The organism is Nocardioides luteus (assembly GCF_000960475.2).
GTDB classification, from domain to species: Bacteria; Actinomycetota; Actinomycetes; order Propionibacteriales; family Nocardioidaceae; genus Nocardioides; species Nocardioides luteus_A.
This window is the reverse complement of record NZ_JZDQ02000012.1, coordinates 108,928-126,356: the sequence shown is the minus strand read 5'-3', so window position 1 is coordinate 126,356 and position 17,429 is coordinate 108,928. Positions and strand designations below refer to the sequence as shown.

Annotated in this window: 15 protein-coding genes; 6 read left to right on the top strand and 9 right to left on the bottom strand. The window is 69.9% G+C overall.

Annotated features, from left to right (window positions below):
• The first annotated feature begins 115 nt into the window (after positions 1 to 115).
• The gene (locus UG56_RS10515) at positions 116 to 439 is read left to right on the top strand and encodes a hypothetical protein (protein WP_045547322.1); all 324 of its coding nucleotides are present in this window, start codon (positions 116 to 118) and stop codon (positions 437 to 439) included.
• Here the strand turns inward: UG56_RS10515 and UG56_RS10510 are convergent.
• From UG56_RS10510 to UG56_RS28340, 6 genes are read right to left on the bottom strand one after another with little or no spacing between them, the layout of a single operon-like run.
• On the bottom strand, positions 415 to 1,101 hold the full coding sequence (locus UG56_RS10510; RefSeq protein WP_045547321.1) for a response regulator transcription factor: 687 nt from the start codon (positions 1,099 to 1,101) through the stop codon (positions 415 to 417). The genes UG56_RS10515 and UG56_RS10510 overlap by 25 nt on opposite strands.
• Positions 1,098 to 3,632 (bottom strand): DUF4118 domain-containing protein, encoded by a 2,535-nt coding sequence (locus UG56_RS10505; RefSeq protein ID WP_071327018.1) that lies wholly within the window; start codon positions 3,630 to 3,632, stop codon positions 1,098 to 1,100. The genes UG56_RS10510 and UG56_RS10505 overlap by 4 nt, the downstream gene beginning before the upstream one ends.
• A 5-nt stretch (positions 3,633 to 3,637) precedes the next feature.
• Positions 3,638 to 4,249, bottom strand: coding sequence for a potassium-transporting ATPase subunit KdpC (kdpC, locus tag UG56_RS10500; protein WP_045547320.1), 612 nt, complete (start codon positions 4,247 to 4,249; stop codon positions 3,638 to 3,640).
• Positions 4,250 to 4,257: 8 nt separating this feature from the next.
• A complete protein-coding gene (kdpB, locus tag UG56_RS10495; protein ID WP_084100883.1) occupies positions 4,258 to 6,345 on the bottom strand; it encodes a potassium-transporting ATPase subunit KdpB in 2,088 nt (695 codons plus the stop codon).
• Positions 6,342 to 8,006, bottom strand: a complete 1,665-nt coding sequence (gene kdpA, locus UG56_RS10490; protein WP_045547319.1) for a potassium-transporting ATPase subunit KdpA — start codon at positions 8,004 to 8,006, stop codon at positions 6,342 to 6,344. Before kdpA ends, kdpB begins: the two co-directional genes overlap by 4 nt.
• Positions 8,003 to 8,149, bottom strand: coding sequence for a hypothetical protein (locus UG56_RS28340; RefSeq protein WP_177191457.1), 147 nt, complete (start codon positions 8,147 to 8,149; stop codon positions 8,003 to 8,005). The genes kdpA and UG56_RS28340 overlap by 4 nt, the downstream gene beginning before the upstream one ends.
• Before the next feature lie 402 nt (positions 8,150 to 8,551).
• Between UG56_RS28340 and corA the strand changes: the two genes are divergently transcribed.
• From corA to UG56_RS10475, 3 genes are all read left to right on the top strand, one after another.
• The gene (corA, locus tag UG56_RS10485; protein ID WP_045547318.1) at positions 8,552 to 9,703 is read left to right on the top strand and encodes a magnesium/cobalt transporter CorA; all 1,152 of its coding nucleotides are present in this window, start codon (positions 8,552 to 8,554) and stop codon (positions 9,701 to 9,703) included.
• A 68-nt stretch (positions 9,704 to 9,771) separates the two neighbouring features.
• Positions 9,772 to 10,731 (top strand): DUF389 domain-containing protein, encoded by a 960-nt coding sequence (locus tag UG56_RS10480; protein WP_045547317.1) that lies wholly within the window; start codon positions 9,772 to 9,774, stop codon positions 10,729 to 10,731.
• A 94-nt stretch (positions 10,732 to 10,825) separates the two neighbouring features.
• Positions 10,826 to 11,374 (top strand): hypothetical protein, encoded by a 549-nt coding sequence (locus UG56_RS10475; protein WP_071327017.1) that lies wholly within the window; start codon positions 10,826 to 10,828, stop codon positions 11,372 to 11,374.
• 12 nt (positions 11,375 to 11,386) lie between these two features.
• Here UG56_RS10475 and UG56_RS10470 read toward each other — a convergent pair whose 3' ends face one another.
• Positions 11,387 to 12,253 (bottom strand): acyl-CoA thioesterase, encoded by an 867-nt coding sequence (locus UG56_RS10470; RefSeq protein ID WP_071327016.1) that lies wholly within the window; start codon positions 12,251 to 12,253, stop codon positions 11,387 to 11,389.
• 136 nt (positions 12,254 to 12,389) lie between these two features.
• Between UG56_RS10470 and UG56_RS10465 the strand changes: the two genes are divergently transcribed.
• Positions 12,390 to 13,604: an acetyl-CoA C-acetyltransferase gene (locus tag UG56_RS10465; RefSeq protein WP_045551656.1), complete on the top strand. Its 1,215-nt coding sequence runs from the start codon at positions 12,390 to 12,392 to the stop codon at positions 13,602 to 13,604.
• Positions 13,605 to 13,678: 74 nt separating this feature from the next.
• Here the strand turns inward: UG56_RS10465 and UG56_RS10460 are convergent, their stop codons facing one another.
• Complete coding sequence (locus UG56_RS10460; RefSeq protein WP_143054993.1) at positions 13,679 to 14,158, bottom strand: MarR family winged helix-turn-helix transcriptional regulator; 480 nt, start codon at positions 14,156 to 14,158, stop codon at positions 13,679 to 13,681.
• A 171-nt stretch (positions 14,159 to 14,329) separates the two neighbouring features.
• Here UG56_RS10460 and UG56_RS10455 point away from each other — a divergent pair, with 171 nt between their 5' ends.
• On the top strand, positions 14,330 to 15,628 hold the full coding sequence (locus UG56_RS10455) for an MFS transporter (RefSeq protein ID WP_045551654.1): 1,299 nt from the start codon (positions 14,330 to 14,332) through the stop codon (positions 15,626 to 15,628).
• A gap of 118 nt (positions 15,629 to 15,746) precedes the next feature.
• Here the strand turns inward: UG56_RS10455 and ettA are convergent, their stop codons facing one another.
• On the bottom strand, positions 15,747 to 17,429 hold the full coding sequence (gene ettA, locus UG56_RS10450) for an energy-dependent translational throttle protein EttA (protein WP_045551655.1): 1,683 nt from the start codon (positions 17,427 to 17,429) through the stop codon (positions 15,747 to 15,749).

The window sequence follows — 17,429 nt, the reverse complement described above, 5'->3', positions numbered from 1 at the left end:
GCGTCATCCGAGCCCCGCGGGAAGGCGTAAGGATTCCGTCAAGATTCCGCGGGCCGGGTGTCAGGGAAGCGTGCGGACGCCCGCCGGAGCCTGATGACGAGCGCAGGCTGGCGGTATGGAGCTGCTGGAGAAGGTCACGGCGGTACGCGCCGCAGCGGCAGCCGCCGTCCTGCTGGTCGCCACTGCGGTCCTCACCGTCGTCGGCGTCGGCTCCTCGGCCTGGCTGATCACCATGGTCGCGCTGAGCACCGGTGCCGCGCTGACCCTGACCGTGCCGTACGCCCTGCTGCTGGCGTTGACCGGCTGGGGCCTGGTCACCGGGTTCGCGGTCAACACCGGCGGTCAGCTGACCTTCGCCGCCAGCGACCTGCGCCACCTGGCGCTGCTCCTGGCCCTGGGGATCGTGGCCTCGCTCTACTCCCCCGGATCCAGGGTGTAACCCACCCCCGGGGTGGTGACCAGGTAGCGCGGGTGCGAGGGGTCGTCCTCGAGCTTGCGGCGCAGCTGGGCGGCATAGACGCGCAGGTAGTGGGTCTCCTTCGCGTAGGCGGGGCCCCAGACCTCCTTGAGGATCTGGTCGCGTGGGACCAGCCGGCCGACGTTGCGGGCGAGCAGCTCCAGGAAGGACCACTCGGTCGGCGTCAGTCGTACGTCCGAGCCCGCCTTGTGCACCCGCTTGCGGGCGAAGTCGATCTCCAGGTCACCGACGGTCAGGGTGGTCGCGGCCGGCGGCGCGGACTCCTGGGAGCGCCTGACCGCCGCCCGCAGACGCGCCATCAGCTCGTTCATCGCGAACGGCTTGGTGACGTAGTCGTCGGCGCCCAGGTCGAGCGCCTCGACCTTGTCGTCACCGTGCTGGCGCGCGGAGAGCACGACCACCGGCACCTGGGTCCAGCCCCGCAGCCCCTCGATCACCTCGGTGCCGTCCAGGTCGGGGAGCCCGAGGTCGAGAAGCACGACATCGGGATGGGTTGCCGCCACGGCGGCGAGCGCCGAGCGCCCGTCGGTCGCGGTCTCGACCTCCCAGCCGGCGGCACGAAGGTTGATGGCGAGCGCCCGCAGCAGAGCAGGCTCGTCATCGACGACGAGTACGCGGCTCATCGGGCGCTCCTCGCCCGCGGCACCGCGACGACCATGGTCAGTCCCCCACCCGGGGTGTCCTCGGCCGTGAGCCTGATCCCGAGCGCCTCGCTGAGTCCGCGGGCGACCGCCAGGCCGAGTCCCAGCCCGCCGGCCGAGGTGTCGTCGAGCCGCTGGAACGGCTCGAACATCCGCTCCCGCTGCTCCTCGGGCACGCCCGGTCCACGATCGACGATCATCACCTCCACAGTCTCCGGGGTCTCGTGCGCCAGGACCCGCACCGGCTCGCCGGTCGACACCCGGACGGCGTTGCTCACCAGGTTGGCGACGATGCGCTCCAGGAGGCCGGAGTCGGTGCGTACGAGCGGGGTGTCCTCGCCGACCTCGAAGGCGATCGAGCCCGGGGGCAGGCCGGCGACGGCCATCGGCAGCGACTCCTCCAGGCTGACGTCCCGCATCGCGGGGTGGACCAGCCCCGCTTCGACCCGGGAGAGGTCGAGGAGGTTGTCGATCAGCGACTCCAGCTGGTCGGCGGAGGAGGCGGCCGACTCGACGAGCTCCTTGCGGTCCTCCTCCGGCACCCGGCCCACGAGCAGGCCGTCGAGGGCGGCGCGCATCGTCGCCAGCGGCGTACGCAGGTCGTGGGAGACCGCTCGGAGGAGCGCCGTCGAGGTCTGCTCCGCACGCTCCAGGGCGAGCGCGCGATCGGCCTGGTCACGCAGCCGCCGATGCTCCAGGACCAGCGACGTCTGGAGCGCGAAGGCCTCCAGGACGCGTCGGTCGCGTGCCCGCAGCGGGGTGCCACGCAGGACGATCACGTGGGTCTCGTCGACCGCGACCTGGGCGTCGCCCTGGTCCGGTTCCGCGGGATAGCCGATCCCGGCACCCGCCATCCGCACCCACCCCTGCGGGGTCTCCTCCAGCAGCACCACCGCCTGCTGGGCGAACGTCTCGCGCACCCGGCTCACGATCGCCTCGGCGGTGTCCTGGCCGGTGAGCACGGAGCGCGACAGCGCCCCCATGGTCGCCGCCTCTCCCCTGGCCTGGCGGGCCTCGTCCGCGCGCCGCGAGGCGCGGTCGACGACCGTGGCGACGCCGACCGCGACCGCCACGAAGATCACCAGCATCACCAGGTTGCGCGGCTCGGCGATGGTGACCTTGTGCACCGGCGGGGTGAACCACCAGTTCAGATGTCCGAACCCGGCGAGCGCGGCGACCACCGCCGGCCACCTCCCACCGATCATGGCGACCAGGACCGTCGCGGCCAGCAGCAGCATGCTGGCCAGCGGAAGCTGGCCGGAGATCGGGCCCTCGATGCCGTCGTGGTGGAGCAGCCACACCAGGCCGAGCGGCACCAGCACGGCGCACAGCCAGCCCAGGACCTGCCGGGTGCGGCTGAGCGGTGAGCCGAGGCCACCACGGACCCGCGACCCACGGGCGATCTCGTCGTGGGTGACGAGGTGTACGTCGATCGACCCGGCCGCGGCCGCGATCCGGTCTCCGGTGGTGCCGGTGAAGAGCCGGCGCAGCCGCCCGTGACGGGAGACGCCGACGATGATCATGGTGGCGTTGGCGCCGGTGGCGAAGTCGACGACGGCGGCGGCCGCGTCCTCGCCGACGACGCTGTGGAAGGTGCCGCCGAGCGACGCGGTCAGCGCCTGGACGCGCTCGATCGACCCGGCCTCCGGACGGGCCAGTCCGTCGGCGGTGACCACATGCACCGCCAGCAGCTCGGACCCCTTCGCGCGCTGGCAGAGCCGGGCCGCCCGCCGCAGCAGCGTCTCCGACTCCGGTCCACCGGTGACCGCCACCACGATCCGCTCCTTGGTCGGCCACGGGTGCTCGATCCGGTGCTCGCGCCGGTAGTCGCCGAGAGCGTCGTCGACCCGGTCGGCCAGCCACAGCAGCGCCAGCTCGCGCAGCGCGGTCAGGTTGCCGACCCGGAAGTAGGAGGTCAGGCTCGCGTCGATGTTGTCGGGCTTGTAGATGTTGCCGTGCGCCATCCGCCGCCGCAGCGCGTCGGGCGCCATGTCGACGAGCTGGATCTGGTCGGCGGTGCGGACCACCTCGTCCGGCACGGTCTCCCGCTGACGTACGCCGGTGATCCGCTCGACCTCGTCGTTGAGCGACTCCAGGTGCTGGATGTTGACGGTGGTGATCACGTCGATGCCGGCCGCCCGGATCTGCTCGACGTCCTGGGCCCGTTTGGTGTGGCGGCTGCCGGGCACGTTGGTGTGCGCGAGCTCGTCGATGCAGACCACCTTCGGGTCGCGGGCGATCACAGCCTCGACGTCGAGTTCGGTGAACGTCGTCCCGCGGTAGCCGATCTCCCGGCGCGGGATCACCTCGAGTCCCTCCAGCATCTCGGTGGTGTGCACGCGGTCGTGGGTCTCCACGTACCCGATGACCACGTCCGTCCCGCGTGCCGCTCGCCGTCTCGCCTCGCCCAGCATCGCGTACGTCTTTCCCACCCCCGGCGCCGCGCCGAGGTAGACGGTGAGCCGGCCGCGCCTGGGCGCGGCCGGCGTCTCCGCCCTGCGACTGATGCTCACGAGGATCAGTGTGCCGCCTGCTTCACAGCGATGTTGAGCAGGAGCACGTTGACGCGCGCCTCTCCGAGCACTCCCGCCGTACGTCCCTCGGTGCTCTCCTCGACCAGCTCACGCACCTTCGCCTCCGGGAGGCCGTTGGCCTCGGCCACCCGAGCGACCTGGAGCGAGGCGTAGGCCGGGGAGATGTGCGGGTCGAGGCCGGAGGCGGAGGCGGTGACCGCGTCGGCGGGCACCTCGTCGGCCGTGACGCCCTCGCGGGCGGCGACCTCGGCCTTGCGCTCCTTGATCGCCTTGATCAGCGCCGGCTCCTCGGGACCGAGGTTGGAGCCGTAGGTGGACATCGTGTCGTAGCCGTCACCGGCGGCGGAGGGCCGCGGGTAGAACAGCGCAGAGTCGTCGCTGACCTGCCCGAGTAGGACGGACCCCGCGGCCTCGGACGGGTCGGTGGTGCGGCTCCCGTCGGCCGTCACCAGCGAGCCGTTGGCCTGCCAGGGGAAGGCGACCTGGGCGACGCCGGTGACGAGGAGCGGATAGCCGAGACCGAGCAGGAGGGTGGCGGCGATGAGCACCCGGAGCCCTGCCCAGGAGTGCCGCATGAGGGCGTAGATGTCGTTCATGGCAGTGATCACAGTCCTGGGATGAGAGAGATGACGAGGTCGAGGAGCTTGATGCCCACGAAGGGAGCGATCAGGCCGCCGACGCCGTAGAGGAGGATGTTGCGGCGCAGCAGCTCGACGGCCGAGGCGGGCCGGTAGCGCACGCCGCGGAGCGCCAGCGGGATCAGCGCGACGATGATCAGCGCGTTGAAGACGACCGCCGAGACGATGGCGGACTCCGGCGTCGAGAGCCGCATGATGTTGAGCACCTCGAGCTGCGGGAAGGCGACCACGAACATCGCCGGCAGGATCGCGAAGTACTTCGCGATGTCGTTGGCCACCGAGAAGGTGGTCAGGGCACCACGGGTGATGAGCAGCTGCTTGCCGATCTCGACCACGTCGATGAGCTTGGTCGGGTCGGAGTCGAGGTCCACCATGTTGCCGGCCTCCTTGGCCGCGGTGGTGCCGGTGTTCATCGCCACCCCGACGTCGGCCTGGGCCAGCGCGGGAGCGTCGTTGGTGCCGTCGCCGCACATCGCGACCATCCGGCCACCACGCTGCTCCTTCCGGATCAGCGCCAGCTTGTCCTCCGGTGTCGCCTCGGCGAGGAAGTCGTCGACCCCTGCCTCCTTGGCGATGGCCGCGGCCGTGACGGCGTTGTCGCCGGTGATCATCACCGTACGGATGCCCATGGCGCGCATCTCGTCGAACCGCTCCCGGATGCCGTCCTTGACGACGTCCTTGAGGTGCACGACGCCCAGCACCCGCGCGCGCTCGCGGTCTCGCTGCTCGGCGACGACGAGCGGCGTACCGCCCTCGGCGCTGATGTCCCCGGCGATCACGTACGTCTCGGGCGGAACGGTGCCGCCGTTCTCCTCCACCCAGGCGGCCACCGCGGACGCAGCGCCCTTGCGGATCATCAGGTCGGGCGCGTCCAGGCCGCTCATCCTGGTCGTCGCGGAGAACTCGACCATGGTCGCACCGGACGGGCCGGCGGCGCTGCGTCCGACGAGGTGCAGGATGCTGCGTCCCTCCGGCGTCAGGTCGGCCAGGCTCGCCTGCACCGCGGCGTTCTCGACCGCGGTCAGGGTGACTCCGGTGACCGGGATGATCTCGGTGGCCTGCCGGTTGCCGTAGGTGATCGTGCCCGTCTTGTCGAGCAGGAGCACGTCGACGTCACCGGCCGCCTCGACCGCCCTTCCCGACATCGCCAGGACGTTGCGGCGTACGAGCCGGTCCATGCCGGCGATGCCGATCGCACTCAGCAGAGCGCCGATGGTGGTCGGGATCAGGCAGACCAGCAGTGCGATGAGCACCAGCCACGACTGGTGGGCGCCGGAGTGGTCGGCGAGGAAGTAGAGCGTCCCGCAGACGACCACGAAGATGACCGTCAGGGTCGAGAGCAGCACGTTGAGGGCCATCTCGTTGGGCGTACGCTGCCGCTCGGACCCCTCGACCAGCGCGATCATCCGGTCGACGAAGGAGTGGCCGGGATCGGAGGTGATCCGCACCACGATCCGGTCGGAGAGCACCGTCGTGCCTCCGGTAACCGCGGACCGGTCACCGCCCGACTCCCGGATCACGGGTGCGCTCTCGCCGGTGACCGCCGACTCGTCGACCGAGGCGACGCCCTCGATGATGTCACCGTCGCCGGGGATCCGCTCCCCCGCGGTGACCACCACCGTGTCACCCGCCCGCAGCGACGTGGAGGCGACCGCCTCCTCGCTGCCGTCCGGGCGCAGCCGCCGGGCGGAGGTCTCGGTCTGCAGCGCGCGCAGGCTGGCCGCCTGGGCCTTGCCTCGGCCCTCCGCGACCGACTCGGCCAGGTTGCCGAAGATCACGGTCAGCCACAGCCAGGCCGTGACCAGCCAGCCCATCACGCTCGGGTCGAGGATCGACAGCACGGTGGTCACCACCGCGCCGGCCTCGACCACCAGCATGACCGGGGTGGCGACCAACAGCCGCGGGTCGAGCTTGCGGAAGGCGCCCGGTAGGGCCTCCCGGATCTGGGCGAGCGAGAGCACGCCGCTCGCCGCCGGCACCGGGTGCCGCTCGTGGTGGTGCTCCTGGGCCGCGTCGGTGTCAGGAGTGGGGGAAAGGACGTTGAACTGGGTCATGACAGCGACTCCACGATCGGACCGAGGGCAAGAGCAGGGACGTACGTCAGGCCGACCACGACCAGCGCGACGCCGGTGAGCAGCACGACGAAGAGCGGCCGATGGGTGGGCAGGGTGCCGGCGCCGGCGGGCAGGTGCTGCGTCGTCGCGAAACGACCGGCCAGGCCGAGCACGAAGACGATCGGCAGGAACCGCCCGAAGAGCATGAGCACACCGAGCAGGGTGTTCCAGAACGGAGTGCCCGCGGTCAGCCCGCCGAAGGCGGAGCCGTTGTTGTTGGCGGCCGACGTCACGGCGTACAACGCCTCGGAGAAGCCGTGGGCGCCCGAGTTGAGCATCCCTGCCGGTCCGGCCGGGAAGCTCACCGCGACCGCGGCACCGACCAGCACCAGGATCGGCGTGGCCAGGATGTAGAGGGCGACCAGGACGATCTCGCGCTGGCCGATCTTCTTGCCCAGGTACTCCGGCGTACGCCCCACCATCAGGCCGCACAGGAAGACCGTGACGATGGCCAGCATGAGCATCCCGTAGAGCCCGGAGCCGACGCCGCCCGGCGCCACCTCCCCGAGCATCATGTTGAACATCGCGATCCCACCGCCCGGGGCGGTGAGGCTGTCGTGCATCGCGTTGACGGCACCGGTCGAGGTGCCGGTCGTCGACGATGCGAAGAGCGCCGAGGCGGCCTCGCCGAAGCGGGCCTCCTTGCCCTCCATCGCGCCACCGGCGAGCTGCGGAGCGGTGCCGGGCCCGGCGATCTCGGCCCAGGTCAGCAGGCCGACCGCGCCGAGCCACAGGGTCGCCATCGTGGCGAGCACGGCGCCACCCTGGCGCCGGTCCTTCACGATGAGCCCGAACGCCCAGGCCATCGCGAACGGGATCACCAGGAGCAGGAAGATCTCCAGGAGGTTCGTGAACGGGGTCGGGTTCTCGAACGGGTGCGCCGAGTTCACGTTGTAGGGGCCGCCGCCGTTGGTGCCGAGCTCCTTGATCACCTCCTGGCTGGCGATCGCCCCGGAGGTGAGGATCTGCTGTCCGCCGTCCAGTGTGGTCATCGCCAGGTCGGCCCGGAGGTTCTGGATCGCGCCGAAGCCCACGAGCACCAGCGCGCCGACGAACGAGATCGGCAGCAGGACGCGCAGGGTGGTGCGGACGAGGTCTGCCCAGAAGTTGCCGACGCGACCGTTGCCGCGCCCACGGGCGAGCCCGCGCGCGAAGGCTGCCGCGACCGACATGCCGACCGCGGCGGAGACGAAGTTCTGCACGGTCAGGCCGGCCATCTGGAGCAGGTTCCCCGCGGCGGCCTCGCCCGAGTACCACTGCCAGTTGGTGTTGGTCACGAACGACACCGCGGTGTTCCAGGCGCCGTCGCTGGGGAACGGGTCGAAGCCGAGGCTCAGCGGCAGCCACTGCTGCACCCGCGCGAGGAGGTAGAGGAACAGGATCCCGACCAGGGAGAACCCGAGCACCGCGAGCGCATACGAGCGCCAGCGCTGGTCCGCGTCGGGGTCGACGCGCAGCACCCGGTAGACCACCTTCTCGACGCGCAGGTGCTTCTCGGTGGTGTAGATGTGGGCGAGGTATCGGCCCAGGAACGGGACCGCAAGAGCCAGCGCGGCGATCAGGACGGCAACCTGAAGGACGGCGGCGACGACGGTGTTCATCGGCTCACCGTCCGCGTCTCGGTCTCAGTGGGGGCGACGTCGGTGTCCGACGGGTCGTCCAGACGTCGGTCGATGACTCCGACCAACGCGGCGAGCCCGGCGAAGGACACCAGCGTGATGAGGATGTAGACGAGATCTAGCACGGCTCCATTGCATGCCCGTGCGCGGGCGCGGACCGCCCGCCTTGACGGTTTCCTGACGACGTACGTCGCGCGCTTGACGCATCCTTGACCCGGCCGTCCCGGATGCCTGAGCGCCCAGAGGACGGCGAGCCGCAGACCACGCTCACACCGCTCTGCCGCCACGACTACCTGAGCCGAGCGCGCTGGACCTACGATGTCCCGGTGCGGACGTGGATCCGTACGAACGAGGCATCCGGGCTGCAGCCCCGCGAGCGAGGAAGAGAGGAGGTGGCCGGCATGGACGGTCAACCTCCGAGTACCACCTCGCCCTGACCGGTCCGGACACCTGGAGAACGTGCCCGGGCCGGCGCGACGCGTCTGTTCGTCGCCGTCCCGCTCGCTCGCAGCATCCAGGAGGCCACCATGTCCGAGCGCCCGTTCAAGTCCCTGCGCGCCCTCACCAAGCAGCGCCGCTCCGACCCGCCGAAGATTCCGCCGACGACCTCACCGCAGGGCGGAGGCGGTCGGTCCTCGATGCCGACGCCGGTGACGCGCGGCAGCATGATCGACAGCGCCGTCTACGTCGGCGGCGACCGCGTCGACTCACCCTCGACGCTGGCCGACACCTACCGCTCGCTCCACGAGCACGCCGACGCGATGGCCTGGATCGGCCTCTACCAGCCAAACCAGCATGAGCTGGCCTCGCTGGCCGAGGAGTTCGGCCTGCACGAGCTGGCCGTGGAGGACGCGATCCTGGCCCACCAGCGGCCGAAGATCGAGCGCTACGACGACACCCTGTTCGTGGTGCTGCGGGCGGCCTGGTACGTCGACGAGACCGAGGACATCGACTTCGGTGAGCTGCACCTCTTCGTCGGCCCCGACTTCGTGCTCACCGTGCGCCACGGTGCCCAGCCCGACCTCTCCCCCGTACGCCGCCGCATGGAGAGCAACCCGGATCTGCTCCGCCTCGGCCCGGAGGCGGTGCTGTACGCCATCCTCGACCGCGTCGTCGACGGCTACGCGCCGGTCGTGGCCGGTCTCGCCAACGACATCGACGAGATCGAGACCGAGATGTTCCGCGGCGACACCCAGGTGTCCCGCCGCATCTACGAGCTCTCCCGCGAGGTGGTCGAGTTCCAGCGGGCGACCCGTCCCCTGCTGGGCGTCGTACGCTCCCTCGCCGCCGGGTTCTCCAAGTACCGCACCGATGAGGAGCTCCAGCGCTACCTGCGCGACGTCGAGGACCACGTGATCGGCACCGTCGAGCAGATCGACGAGTTCCGCAACCTGCTGCGCGACATCCTCACCGTCAACGCCACGCTCGTCGCCCAGCAGCAGAACGAGGAGATGAAGGCGCTCAGCGAGCTCAGCGTGCAGCAGAACGACGAGGTCAAGAAGATCTCCGGCTGGGCGGCGATCCTGTTCGCGCCCACCCTGGTCGGCACCGTCTACGGGATGAACTTCGACTTCATGCCCGAGCTGCAGTGGCGCTACGGCTACTTCATGGCGCTCGGGCTGATGCTGACCGTCAACGTCGTGCTCTACATCCTCTTCCGCCGCCGCAACTGGATCTGAGACCCCGGCGGCGGCGTGGTGAGGACGGGCCCGGGATCGGCGAGGAGCCCGTCCGCAACAATGTGCCCATGCTGCAGCTACGGATCACCTCGCCGAAGCACCTGACACCGTCGGTCCTCGAGGTCCTCACCGCCGATCCCGCGGTCAGCGAGCTCTCGTCCATGCCGGGGGCTTCGCTGCGTCCCGAGGGCGACGTCGTCCTCGCCGCGGTGGCCCGGGAGGCGGCCAACGACATCATCGACCGCCTCCGCGGGCTCGGCATACCCCGGGAGGGGAGCCTCCACGTCGAGCCCGTGCAGACGTGGATGTCCGCGGCCGGCCTCGCCGCAGACCACTTGGCGCCGGGCAGCAGCGCCGACTCGGTGGTGTGGGCCGACGTGACCCAGCGGGCCTACGAGGACTCCGAGAGCAACTGGTCCTTCATGAGCCTGATCAGCCTGGCCACGATCCTGGCCGGCATCGCGATCGTCCTCGACTCCCAGATCCTCGTCATCGGGGCGATGGTCATCGGGCCCGAGTTCGGCGCGATCGCGGCCCTCGGAGTCGCCTTGGTCCGCCGCCGCTTCGGGTTGCTGGGTCAGTCGCTGCGTACGTTGGTGGTGGGGTTCGCGGTCGGCATCGCCATGACGACGCTGGCCGCGCTCGTCGCCCGCGGGCTGGGCTGGATCACGGCCGCGGACATCACCGCCGAGCGACCGGGTACGGCCTTCATCTACACCCCCGACAAGTGGTCCTTCATCGTCGCGCTGATCGCGGCCGCCGCCGGAGTGCTCGCGCTCACCTCGGCGCGCGCCGGCAACCTCTCCGGGGTGTTCATCTCGGTCACCACGATCCCGGCGGCCGCCAACGTGGCCCTCGGGCTCGCCTTCGGGCTCGGCGACGAGATCTGGGGCAGCACGCTGCAGCTCGTCGTCAACATCTCCGGCATGGCGCTCGCCGGCTGGCTGACCCTCGTCGTCCAGCAGTTCCTGTGGCAGCGCATCTCCGAGCGCCGCGCGCTGCTGGCGGCCCGACTCAGGAAACGCTGACAAAGGTCCCGCTTCTCGACAACCGACGCAAGCACTGAGAGGCTACTGGACTCAAGCACAACAAACAGTGGATCAGCGCCATCTCGGAGGACGCATGCGGGCATCTCAGCGGGCCATCGTCGGAGTCGGACTTGCCGTCGTCGCCACCGTCGCGATGGCACTGCTCATCGGGGGTCTACGGTCGATCGGACCGGACCAGGCGAGCCAGCCCGCCCACCAGGCGACAGGTCCGCAGAGCGTGCTCGATGGCCCGACGGGTCCGCCCGAGCCGGTCGACGCCGCCGAGGACACCTCCGTCGGCACGCTGCCCCCGCCGCCCGACGCGTCGCTCGCCACCCAGCTCGCCTCGCGGGACCTGCTCGCGCCGTCCGGCCCGCCGTCGAAGGCGGGGCAGCCCGCCGAGGGCAACACGCTGAGCGCGCGGAAGAGCCGCCCCGGGAAGAAGCCCTCGGACCAGCTCCCCGCCATGCCCGAGCAGGACTTCACCGTGACCCAGGACGGCTGGGACTGGAGCGGGTGGACCGACGGAGACGGGTGGTACGGCGACCGCGACAGCGACGACCGTGACGACTGCCGGCGCGACAGCCGCTACGACCGCTACGACCGCCGGGACGCCTGCGACGATCTCGACCGGCGCGACTGAGACCGGGGCTCGCTAGAGCACGCTCTCGATGGCCGCACGCACCTCCGGCGTCGGCTCGACGGACTTCCCGGACGCCAGGTCCCAGAAGACCAGCGTGACCTGCCCGCGGGCGAGCCTGAGGTCCCCGTCGGCGATCTCGGACTCGATCGTCATCGACTTGGTGCCCAGCCGGGAGACGTGGCTCCACACGTCGTACGGCTCGGAGCGGGCGAGGATCGGCGCGTGGTAGGAGACGTCGGTCTGGGCCACGACGACGGACGGCCAGGCCTCGAGGCCGTGGTGCGACCTGAGCCGCTGCATCAGCGCCACCCGCGACTCCTGGAAGTACTCGAAGTACTTCACGTTGTTCACGTGCCCGTAGGCGTCGACGTCGGAGAAGCGGACGTAGAGCGGGAAGCGTCCGGCCTCGAGCCGCTTCGGCTCACCCAGCGCGAGCGGCTTCGGCGACCATCCCTCCGGATAGGCCTCGAGGTAGGGCTGGAGGTTGGCCTTCTCCTCCGGCTTGAGCCGGCGCGGCGACTCGGTGGCGAAGACGTACGGCGCCAGGACGGTGCTCGCCCGCAGGAAGACCTTCCGGCTGCCGTCGGGCTGATCGCGGAAGATCTCGTAGGCCATCGTGAAGCTCGCCGCCCGGATGTCGGTCACCCAGGACTCGACGTAGACCGGTGTGAAGTCGAAGAGCAGCGGCTCGACGTACGTGACCTGGTGGCTGGCCACCACGACCCCCTCGGCCAGACCCTGGGTCTGCGGGCTGCGGGCATGCGTGCGCAGCATGTCCACACGCGCCTCTTGGAGGTAGTCGACGTAGACGACGTTGTTGACGTGACCGAGCATGTCGAGGTCGGCCCATCGCATGGGGCATTCGTAGAGGTGGCGCACGCGACCGATCCTTCCAGATCCCTGTATCGAGCTTGTCGAGATGATCTTGGGCACTGGGCCTGGTCTCAACGCCGGGCGCGGGCGAGTATGGTGTCGACCACATCGCTTTCTACTCACCAGTAACCCGGGAGTGTTCATGCCTGAGGCAGTCATCGTCGCCGCCGCCCGTACCCCGATCGGGCGAGCCAACAAGGGATCTCTGAAGGACTTCCGTCCGGACGACCTTGCGGCCCTCATCACCAAGGAGGCCGTCGGGAAGGTCGAGGGTCTCGACCCCAACGACATCGACGACCTGCTGCTGGGCTGTGGCCTGCCGGGCGGCGAGTCCGGCAACAACATGGGCCGCGTCGTCTCGGTGCTGAACGGCTGGGACAAGGTCCCCGGCGCGACCATCACCCGCTACTGCTCGTCCTCGGTGCAGACCTCGCGGATGGCGCTGCACGCGATCAAGGCCGGCGAGGCCGACATCATCGTCTCGGCCGGCGTCGAGACGGTTTCCCGCTTCTTCAAGGGCACCTCCGACCACCTGCCCGACACCGTGAACCACCTCTTCGACGACGCCCAGTCCCGGACGGCCGCGACCGCCGCCTCCAACGACAAGTGGCACGACCCGCGCGAGGACGGCCTGCTGCCCGACGTCTACATCGCGATGGGTCAGACCGCCGAGAACCTCGCCACCTCGCGTGGCATCTCCCGCCAGGAGATGGACGAGTTCGGCGTACGCTCCCAGAACCTCGCCGAGAAGGCCATCGCCGACGGCTTCTGGGCCCGCGAGATCACCCCGGTCACCACGCCCGACGGCACCGTCGTCTCGGCCGACGACGGCCCCCGCGCCGGCGTGACCCTGGAGGCCATCTCCGGCCTCAAGCCGGTCTTCCGCGAGGACGGCACCGTCACCGCCGGCAACTGCTGCGCACTCAACGACGGCGCGGCCGCCGTGGTGATCATGTCCGACACCAAGGCCGCCGAGCTCGGCGCCACCCCGCTGGCGCGGATCGTGTCCACCGGCGTCTCCGGCCTCTCCCCCGAGATCATGGGCCTCGGCCCGGTCGAGGCGACCCGGAACGCCCTCAAGTACGCCGGCATGTCGATCGGCGACATCGACCTGGTCGAGATCAACGAGGCCTTCGCGGCCCAGGTGATCCCGTCCTACCAGGACCTCGGCATCGACATCGACCGCCTCAACATCAACGGTGGCGCCATCGCCGTCGGTCACCCCTTCGGCATGACCGGCGCGCGCCTGCAGAACACCATGCTCAACAGCCTCGACTGGCACGACAAGACCACCGGTCTGATCACCATGTGCGTCGGCGGCGGCCAGGGCATGGCGATGATCCTCGAGCGCATCTGACCACGCCGAGTCGGCGCGTTCTGACCGAAATTCCTGCCGAGTCGGCGCGTTCTAACGCGCCGACTCGGCGGATTTCAGCGCATCTCGATGCCGGGGCGGTCGCTGATGAGGTGGTCGGAGACGGCGTTCATCACGCGCCCCAGAGCCGCGAAGTCCTCCGCGCTGACCAGATCGATGAGGTAGTCGCGTACGCCTTTGACGTGCACAGGGGCTGCCTCCTGCAACAGCTCGAAGCCGCGCTCGCTGAGCGTCGCGACGACACCACGGCCGTCCTCGGCCGAGTTGCGGCGCTCGACGAGCCCGGAGCGCTCCATCCGGGTGATGGTGTGGGTGACCCGGGAGCGCGAGTGGGCCAGGGAGTCGGCGAGCTGGGCCATCCGCATGGCGCCGTCGTTCTCGGAGAGCCGCACGAGGATCTCGTACTCCGGGAGCGAGATGTCGAAACCGGCGCGCAGATCGGCGTCCAGGCGGTCATCGAGCAGGGTCATCCCCATCATCAGCGCACGCCAGGAGCGCTGCTGCTCTTCGTCCAGCCACCGAGTCTCATCACCCACGGGGCATTACGTTAGACCTCCCGCCAGCCTGTTCCGCGCACGGGCACGCATTTTGGAGCGACGAAGTCGGGACCAACGGCAGAAATAGGGCGGGACCTTAGCCCGGGATGGCCGGCTTCAGGGCCCGAGAAACAATTCGCCACGGCTCCAGGTAAAGGCGAAGATTATGCGGTGTCGACTCCCCCTGCTCTCGGTCTCCGTGACTTCCTGGCCGCGCTGCCCCGCGAGGGCCGCTGGCTTCTCGCGACGGTCACGATCCAGCTCCTCGGTCGCGGCATGACGCTGCCGTTCACGATCATCTACCTGCATGAGGTACGCGGCTTCGACCTCGGTCTCGCCGGCACCCTGATGGGTCTGATCGCCATCGTCGGCTTCGTCGTCACCGGCCCGGCGGGCACGCTGATCGACAGGTACGGAGCACGTCCGGTGATCCTCGGCGGCCTGGTCTGTGCGATCGCCGGCGACGTCACGCTCGCCTTCGGCACCACCCCGGTGCTCGCCGGTGCGGCGCTCTGCCTCCTGGGTGTCCAGGCCGGGGTCTCCTGGCCGGCCGCCAACGCGCTGGTCGCCACCGTCGTCGAGGGCGAGCTGCGACAGCGCTACTACGGGGTGAACTTCGCGCTGATCAACCTCGGCATCGGCGTCGGTGGTGTCATCGGCGGCCTCTTCATCGACGTCACCCGGCCGGAGACGTTCACCTACGCCTTCCTGGCCAACGCCGCCACCTTCACGATCCCGGCCCTCGTCATGCTCGGCCCGCTGCGGCATCTGCACGGCCGCGCCGCGCGTCCCGCCGCCGACGAGCCCGACGCGACCGCGTCGTACGCCACGATCCTGCGCCGCCCCGAGGTCGTCTGGCTGGTGGTGATCGGTGTGCTGCTCTCCACCCTCGGCTACGGCCAGATCGAGAGCGGGTTCCCGGCCTACTCCCGGCAGATCTCCGAGGTCTCCACCCGCGTCGTCGGGTTCGCGTTCGTGGTGAACTGCGCGGTGATCGTTCTCGCCCAGTTCTGGGTGATGAACCGGGTCAGCGGCCGGCGGCGCACCCGGGTCCTGATCGCCACCGCGGGGATCTGGGCCTTCGCCTGGGTGGTCTTCGGGGCGACCGGTCTGGTGCCGGGCTCCGTCGCGGCCATCGTCGGCGTGGTCGCCTTCCAGGGGCTCTTCTTCGCCCTCGGCGAGACGCTGATGCAGTCGGCCTTCCCCGCCCTGACCAACGACATGGCCCCCGACCACCTGCGTGGGCGCTACAACGCGATCAACTCGGCCTCGTTCCAGACCGGCGCGATCATCGGCCCGATCCTGGCCGGGTTCCTGCTCGAGCACGACCAGTCGACGGTGTTCATCGCGCTGATGGTGGTCGGCTGCGTCGGCATCGTCGCCGGCGCGATGCGACTCGAGCGTCGGATCACCCCCGCCGTCAACGGCGTACGTCCCGCCCTGACCGCCGAGCGAGTCGGCTCGAACTGACGCCACCGCCCGCCGAGCCGGCTCGTCATGACGAGCCGGCTCGGCGTGGTTCTCGGTCAGGATGCGCCGACTCGGCGCGTCCGTACGAGACAGACGCGCCGAGTCGGCAGGGGTTCGATCAGTCGCGGGTGAGGCGACGGTGGGTGACGCGGTGGGGGCGGGCGGCCTCCGGACCGAGGCGCTCGATCTTGTTGGCCTCGTAGGACTCGAAGTTGCCCTCGAACCAGAACCACTCGCCCTCCTTCTCCTCGGTGCCTTCCCAGGCGAGGATGTGGGTGGCGACGCGGTCGAGGAACCACCGGTCGTGGGAGGTGACCACGGCGCAACCCGGGAAGTCGAGCAGGGCGTCCTCCAGCGAGGAGAGCGTCTCGACGTCCAGGTCGTTGGTCGGCTCGTCGAGCAGCAGCATGTTGCCGCCCTGCTTCAGGGTGAGCGCCAGGTTGAGGCGGTTGCGCTCACCACCGGAGAGCACGCCGGCCTTCTTCTGCTGGTCGGGACCCTTGAAGCCGAACGAGGCGACGTAGGCCCGCGAGTTCATCTCGAAGTTGGCGACCTTGATGAAGTCCAGGCCGTCGGAGACGACCTCCCAGACGTTCTTGTTGGGGTCGATGCCGCCACGGCTCTGGTCGACGTAGGAGATCTTCACCGTCTGGCCGACGTTGAGCTCACCGGCGTCGGGCGCCTCGGAGCCGGTGATCATCCGGAACAGGGTGGTCTTGCCGACACCGTTGGGGCCGACGACGCCGACGATGCCGGCACGCGGGAGCGAGAAGGAGATGTCGTCCCACAGCGTGCGGCCCTCGAAGCCCTTGGTCAGACCCTTGGCCTCCATCACCACGTCGCCCAGGCGCGGGCCCGGCGGGATGTTGATGTCGGCGGTGTCGATCTTGCGGGCCTTGTCGGCCTCGGCGGCGAGCTCCTCGTAGCGAGCCAGACGCGACTTCGACTTGGTCTGGCGAGCCTTGGCGTTGGAGCGGACCCACTCCAGCTCCTTCTCGAGCATCTTGGCGCGCTTGGCGTCCTTGAGGCCCTCGACCTTGAGACGCTCCTTCTTGGTCTCGAGGTAGGTGGAGTAGTTGCCCTCGTAGCCGTGGATCGAGCCGCGGTCGACCTCGGCGATCCACTCGGCGACGTTGTCGAGGAAGTAACGGTCGTGGGTGACGGCCAGGACGGCGCCCTTGTAGGACTTGAGGTGACCCTCCAGCCACTGCACCGACTCGGCGTCGAGGTGGTTGGTGGGCTCGTCGAGCAGCAGCAGGTCGGGCTCCTGCAGGAGCAGCTTGCACAGCGCGACCCGGCGGCGCTCACCACCGGAGAGGTTGTCGACGATCGCGTCGCCCGGAGGGCAGCGCAGGGCGTCCATCGCCTGCTCCAGCTTGGAGTCGATGTCCCACGCGTTGATGTTGTCCAGGTAGGTCTGGAGCTCACCCGTCTCGGCCATCAGGGCGTCCTGGTCGGCGTCGGGGTCGCCCATCTCCATGTAGGCGTCCTCGAGGCGCTTCATCTTCGTCTTGATCTCGCCGACCGCCTCCTCGACGTTCTCGAGGACGGTCTTGCCCTCGGTCAGCGGCGGCTCCTGCTGGAGCATCCCGACGGTCGCGTCCTGGTCGCGGACGATGTCACCGTTGTTGGGATGGTCGAGCCCCGCCATCAGCTTGAGCAGCGAGGACTTACCCATGCCGTTCGGGCCGACGACGCCGATCTTGGCACCGTGCAGGAACGAGAGGGTGACGTTGTCGAGGACGACCTTGTCGCCATGGGCCTTGCGCACGTTGCGCAGGGAGAGGATGTAGTCGGCCAT

Excerpts from the sequence above, each read along its gene's own strand:
- ettA (WP_045551655.1), bottom strand. The coding sequence starts at position 17,429 with ATGGCCGACTACATCCTCTCCCTGCGCAACGTGCGCAAGGCCCATGGC.
- UG56_RS10510 (WP_045547321.1), bottom strand. The coding sequence starts at position 1,101 with ATGAGCCGCGTACTCGTCGTCGATGACGAGCCTGCTCTGCTGCGGGCG.
- UG56_RS10480 (WP_045547317.1), top strand. The coding sequence starts at position 9,772 with ATGCTGCAGCTACGGATCACCTCGCCGAAGCACCTGACACCGTCGGTC.
- corA (WP_045547318.1), top strand. The coding sequence starts at position 8,552 with ATGTCCGAGCGCCCGTTCAAGTCCCTGCGCGCCCTCACCAAGCAGCGC.
- UG56_RS10515 (WP_045547322.1), top strand. The coding sequence starts at position 116 with ATGGAGCTGCTGGAGAAGGTCACGGCGGTACGCGCCGCAGCGGCAGCC.
- kdpA (WP_045547319.1), bottom strand. The coding sequence starts at position 8,006 with ATGAACACCGTCGTCGCCGCCGTCCTTCAGGTTGCCGTCCTGATCGCC.
- kdpB (WP_084100883.1), bottom strand. The coding sequence starts at position 6,345 with ATGACCCAGTTCAACGTCCTTTCCCCCACTCCTGACACCGACGCGGCC.
- kdpC (WP_045547320.1), bottom strand. The coding sequence starts at position 4,249 with ATGAACGACATCTACGCCCTCATGCGGCACTCCTGGGCAGGGCTCCGG.
- UG56_RS10465 (WP_045551656.1), top strand. The coding sequence starts at position 12,390 with ATGCCTGAGGCAGTCATCGTCGCCGCCGCCCGTACCCCGATCGGGCGA.
- UG56_RS10475 (WP_071327017.1), top strand. The coding sequence starts at position 10,826 with ATGCGGGCATCTCAGCGGGCCATCGTCGGAGTCGGACTTGCCGTCGTC.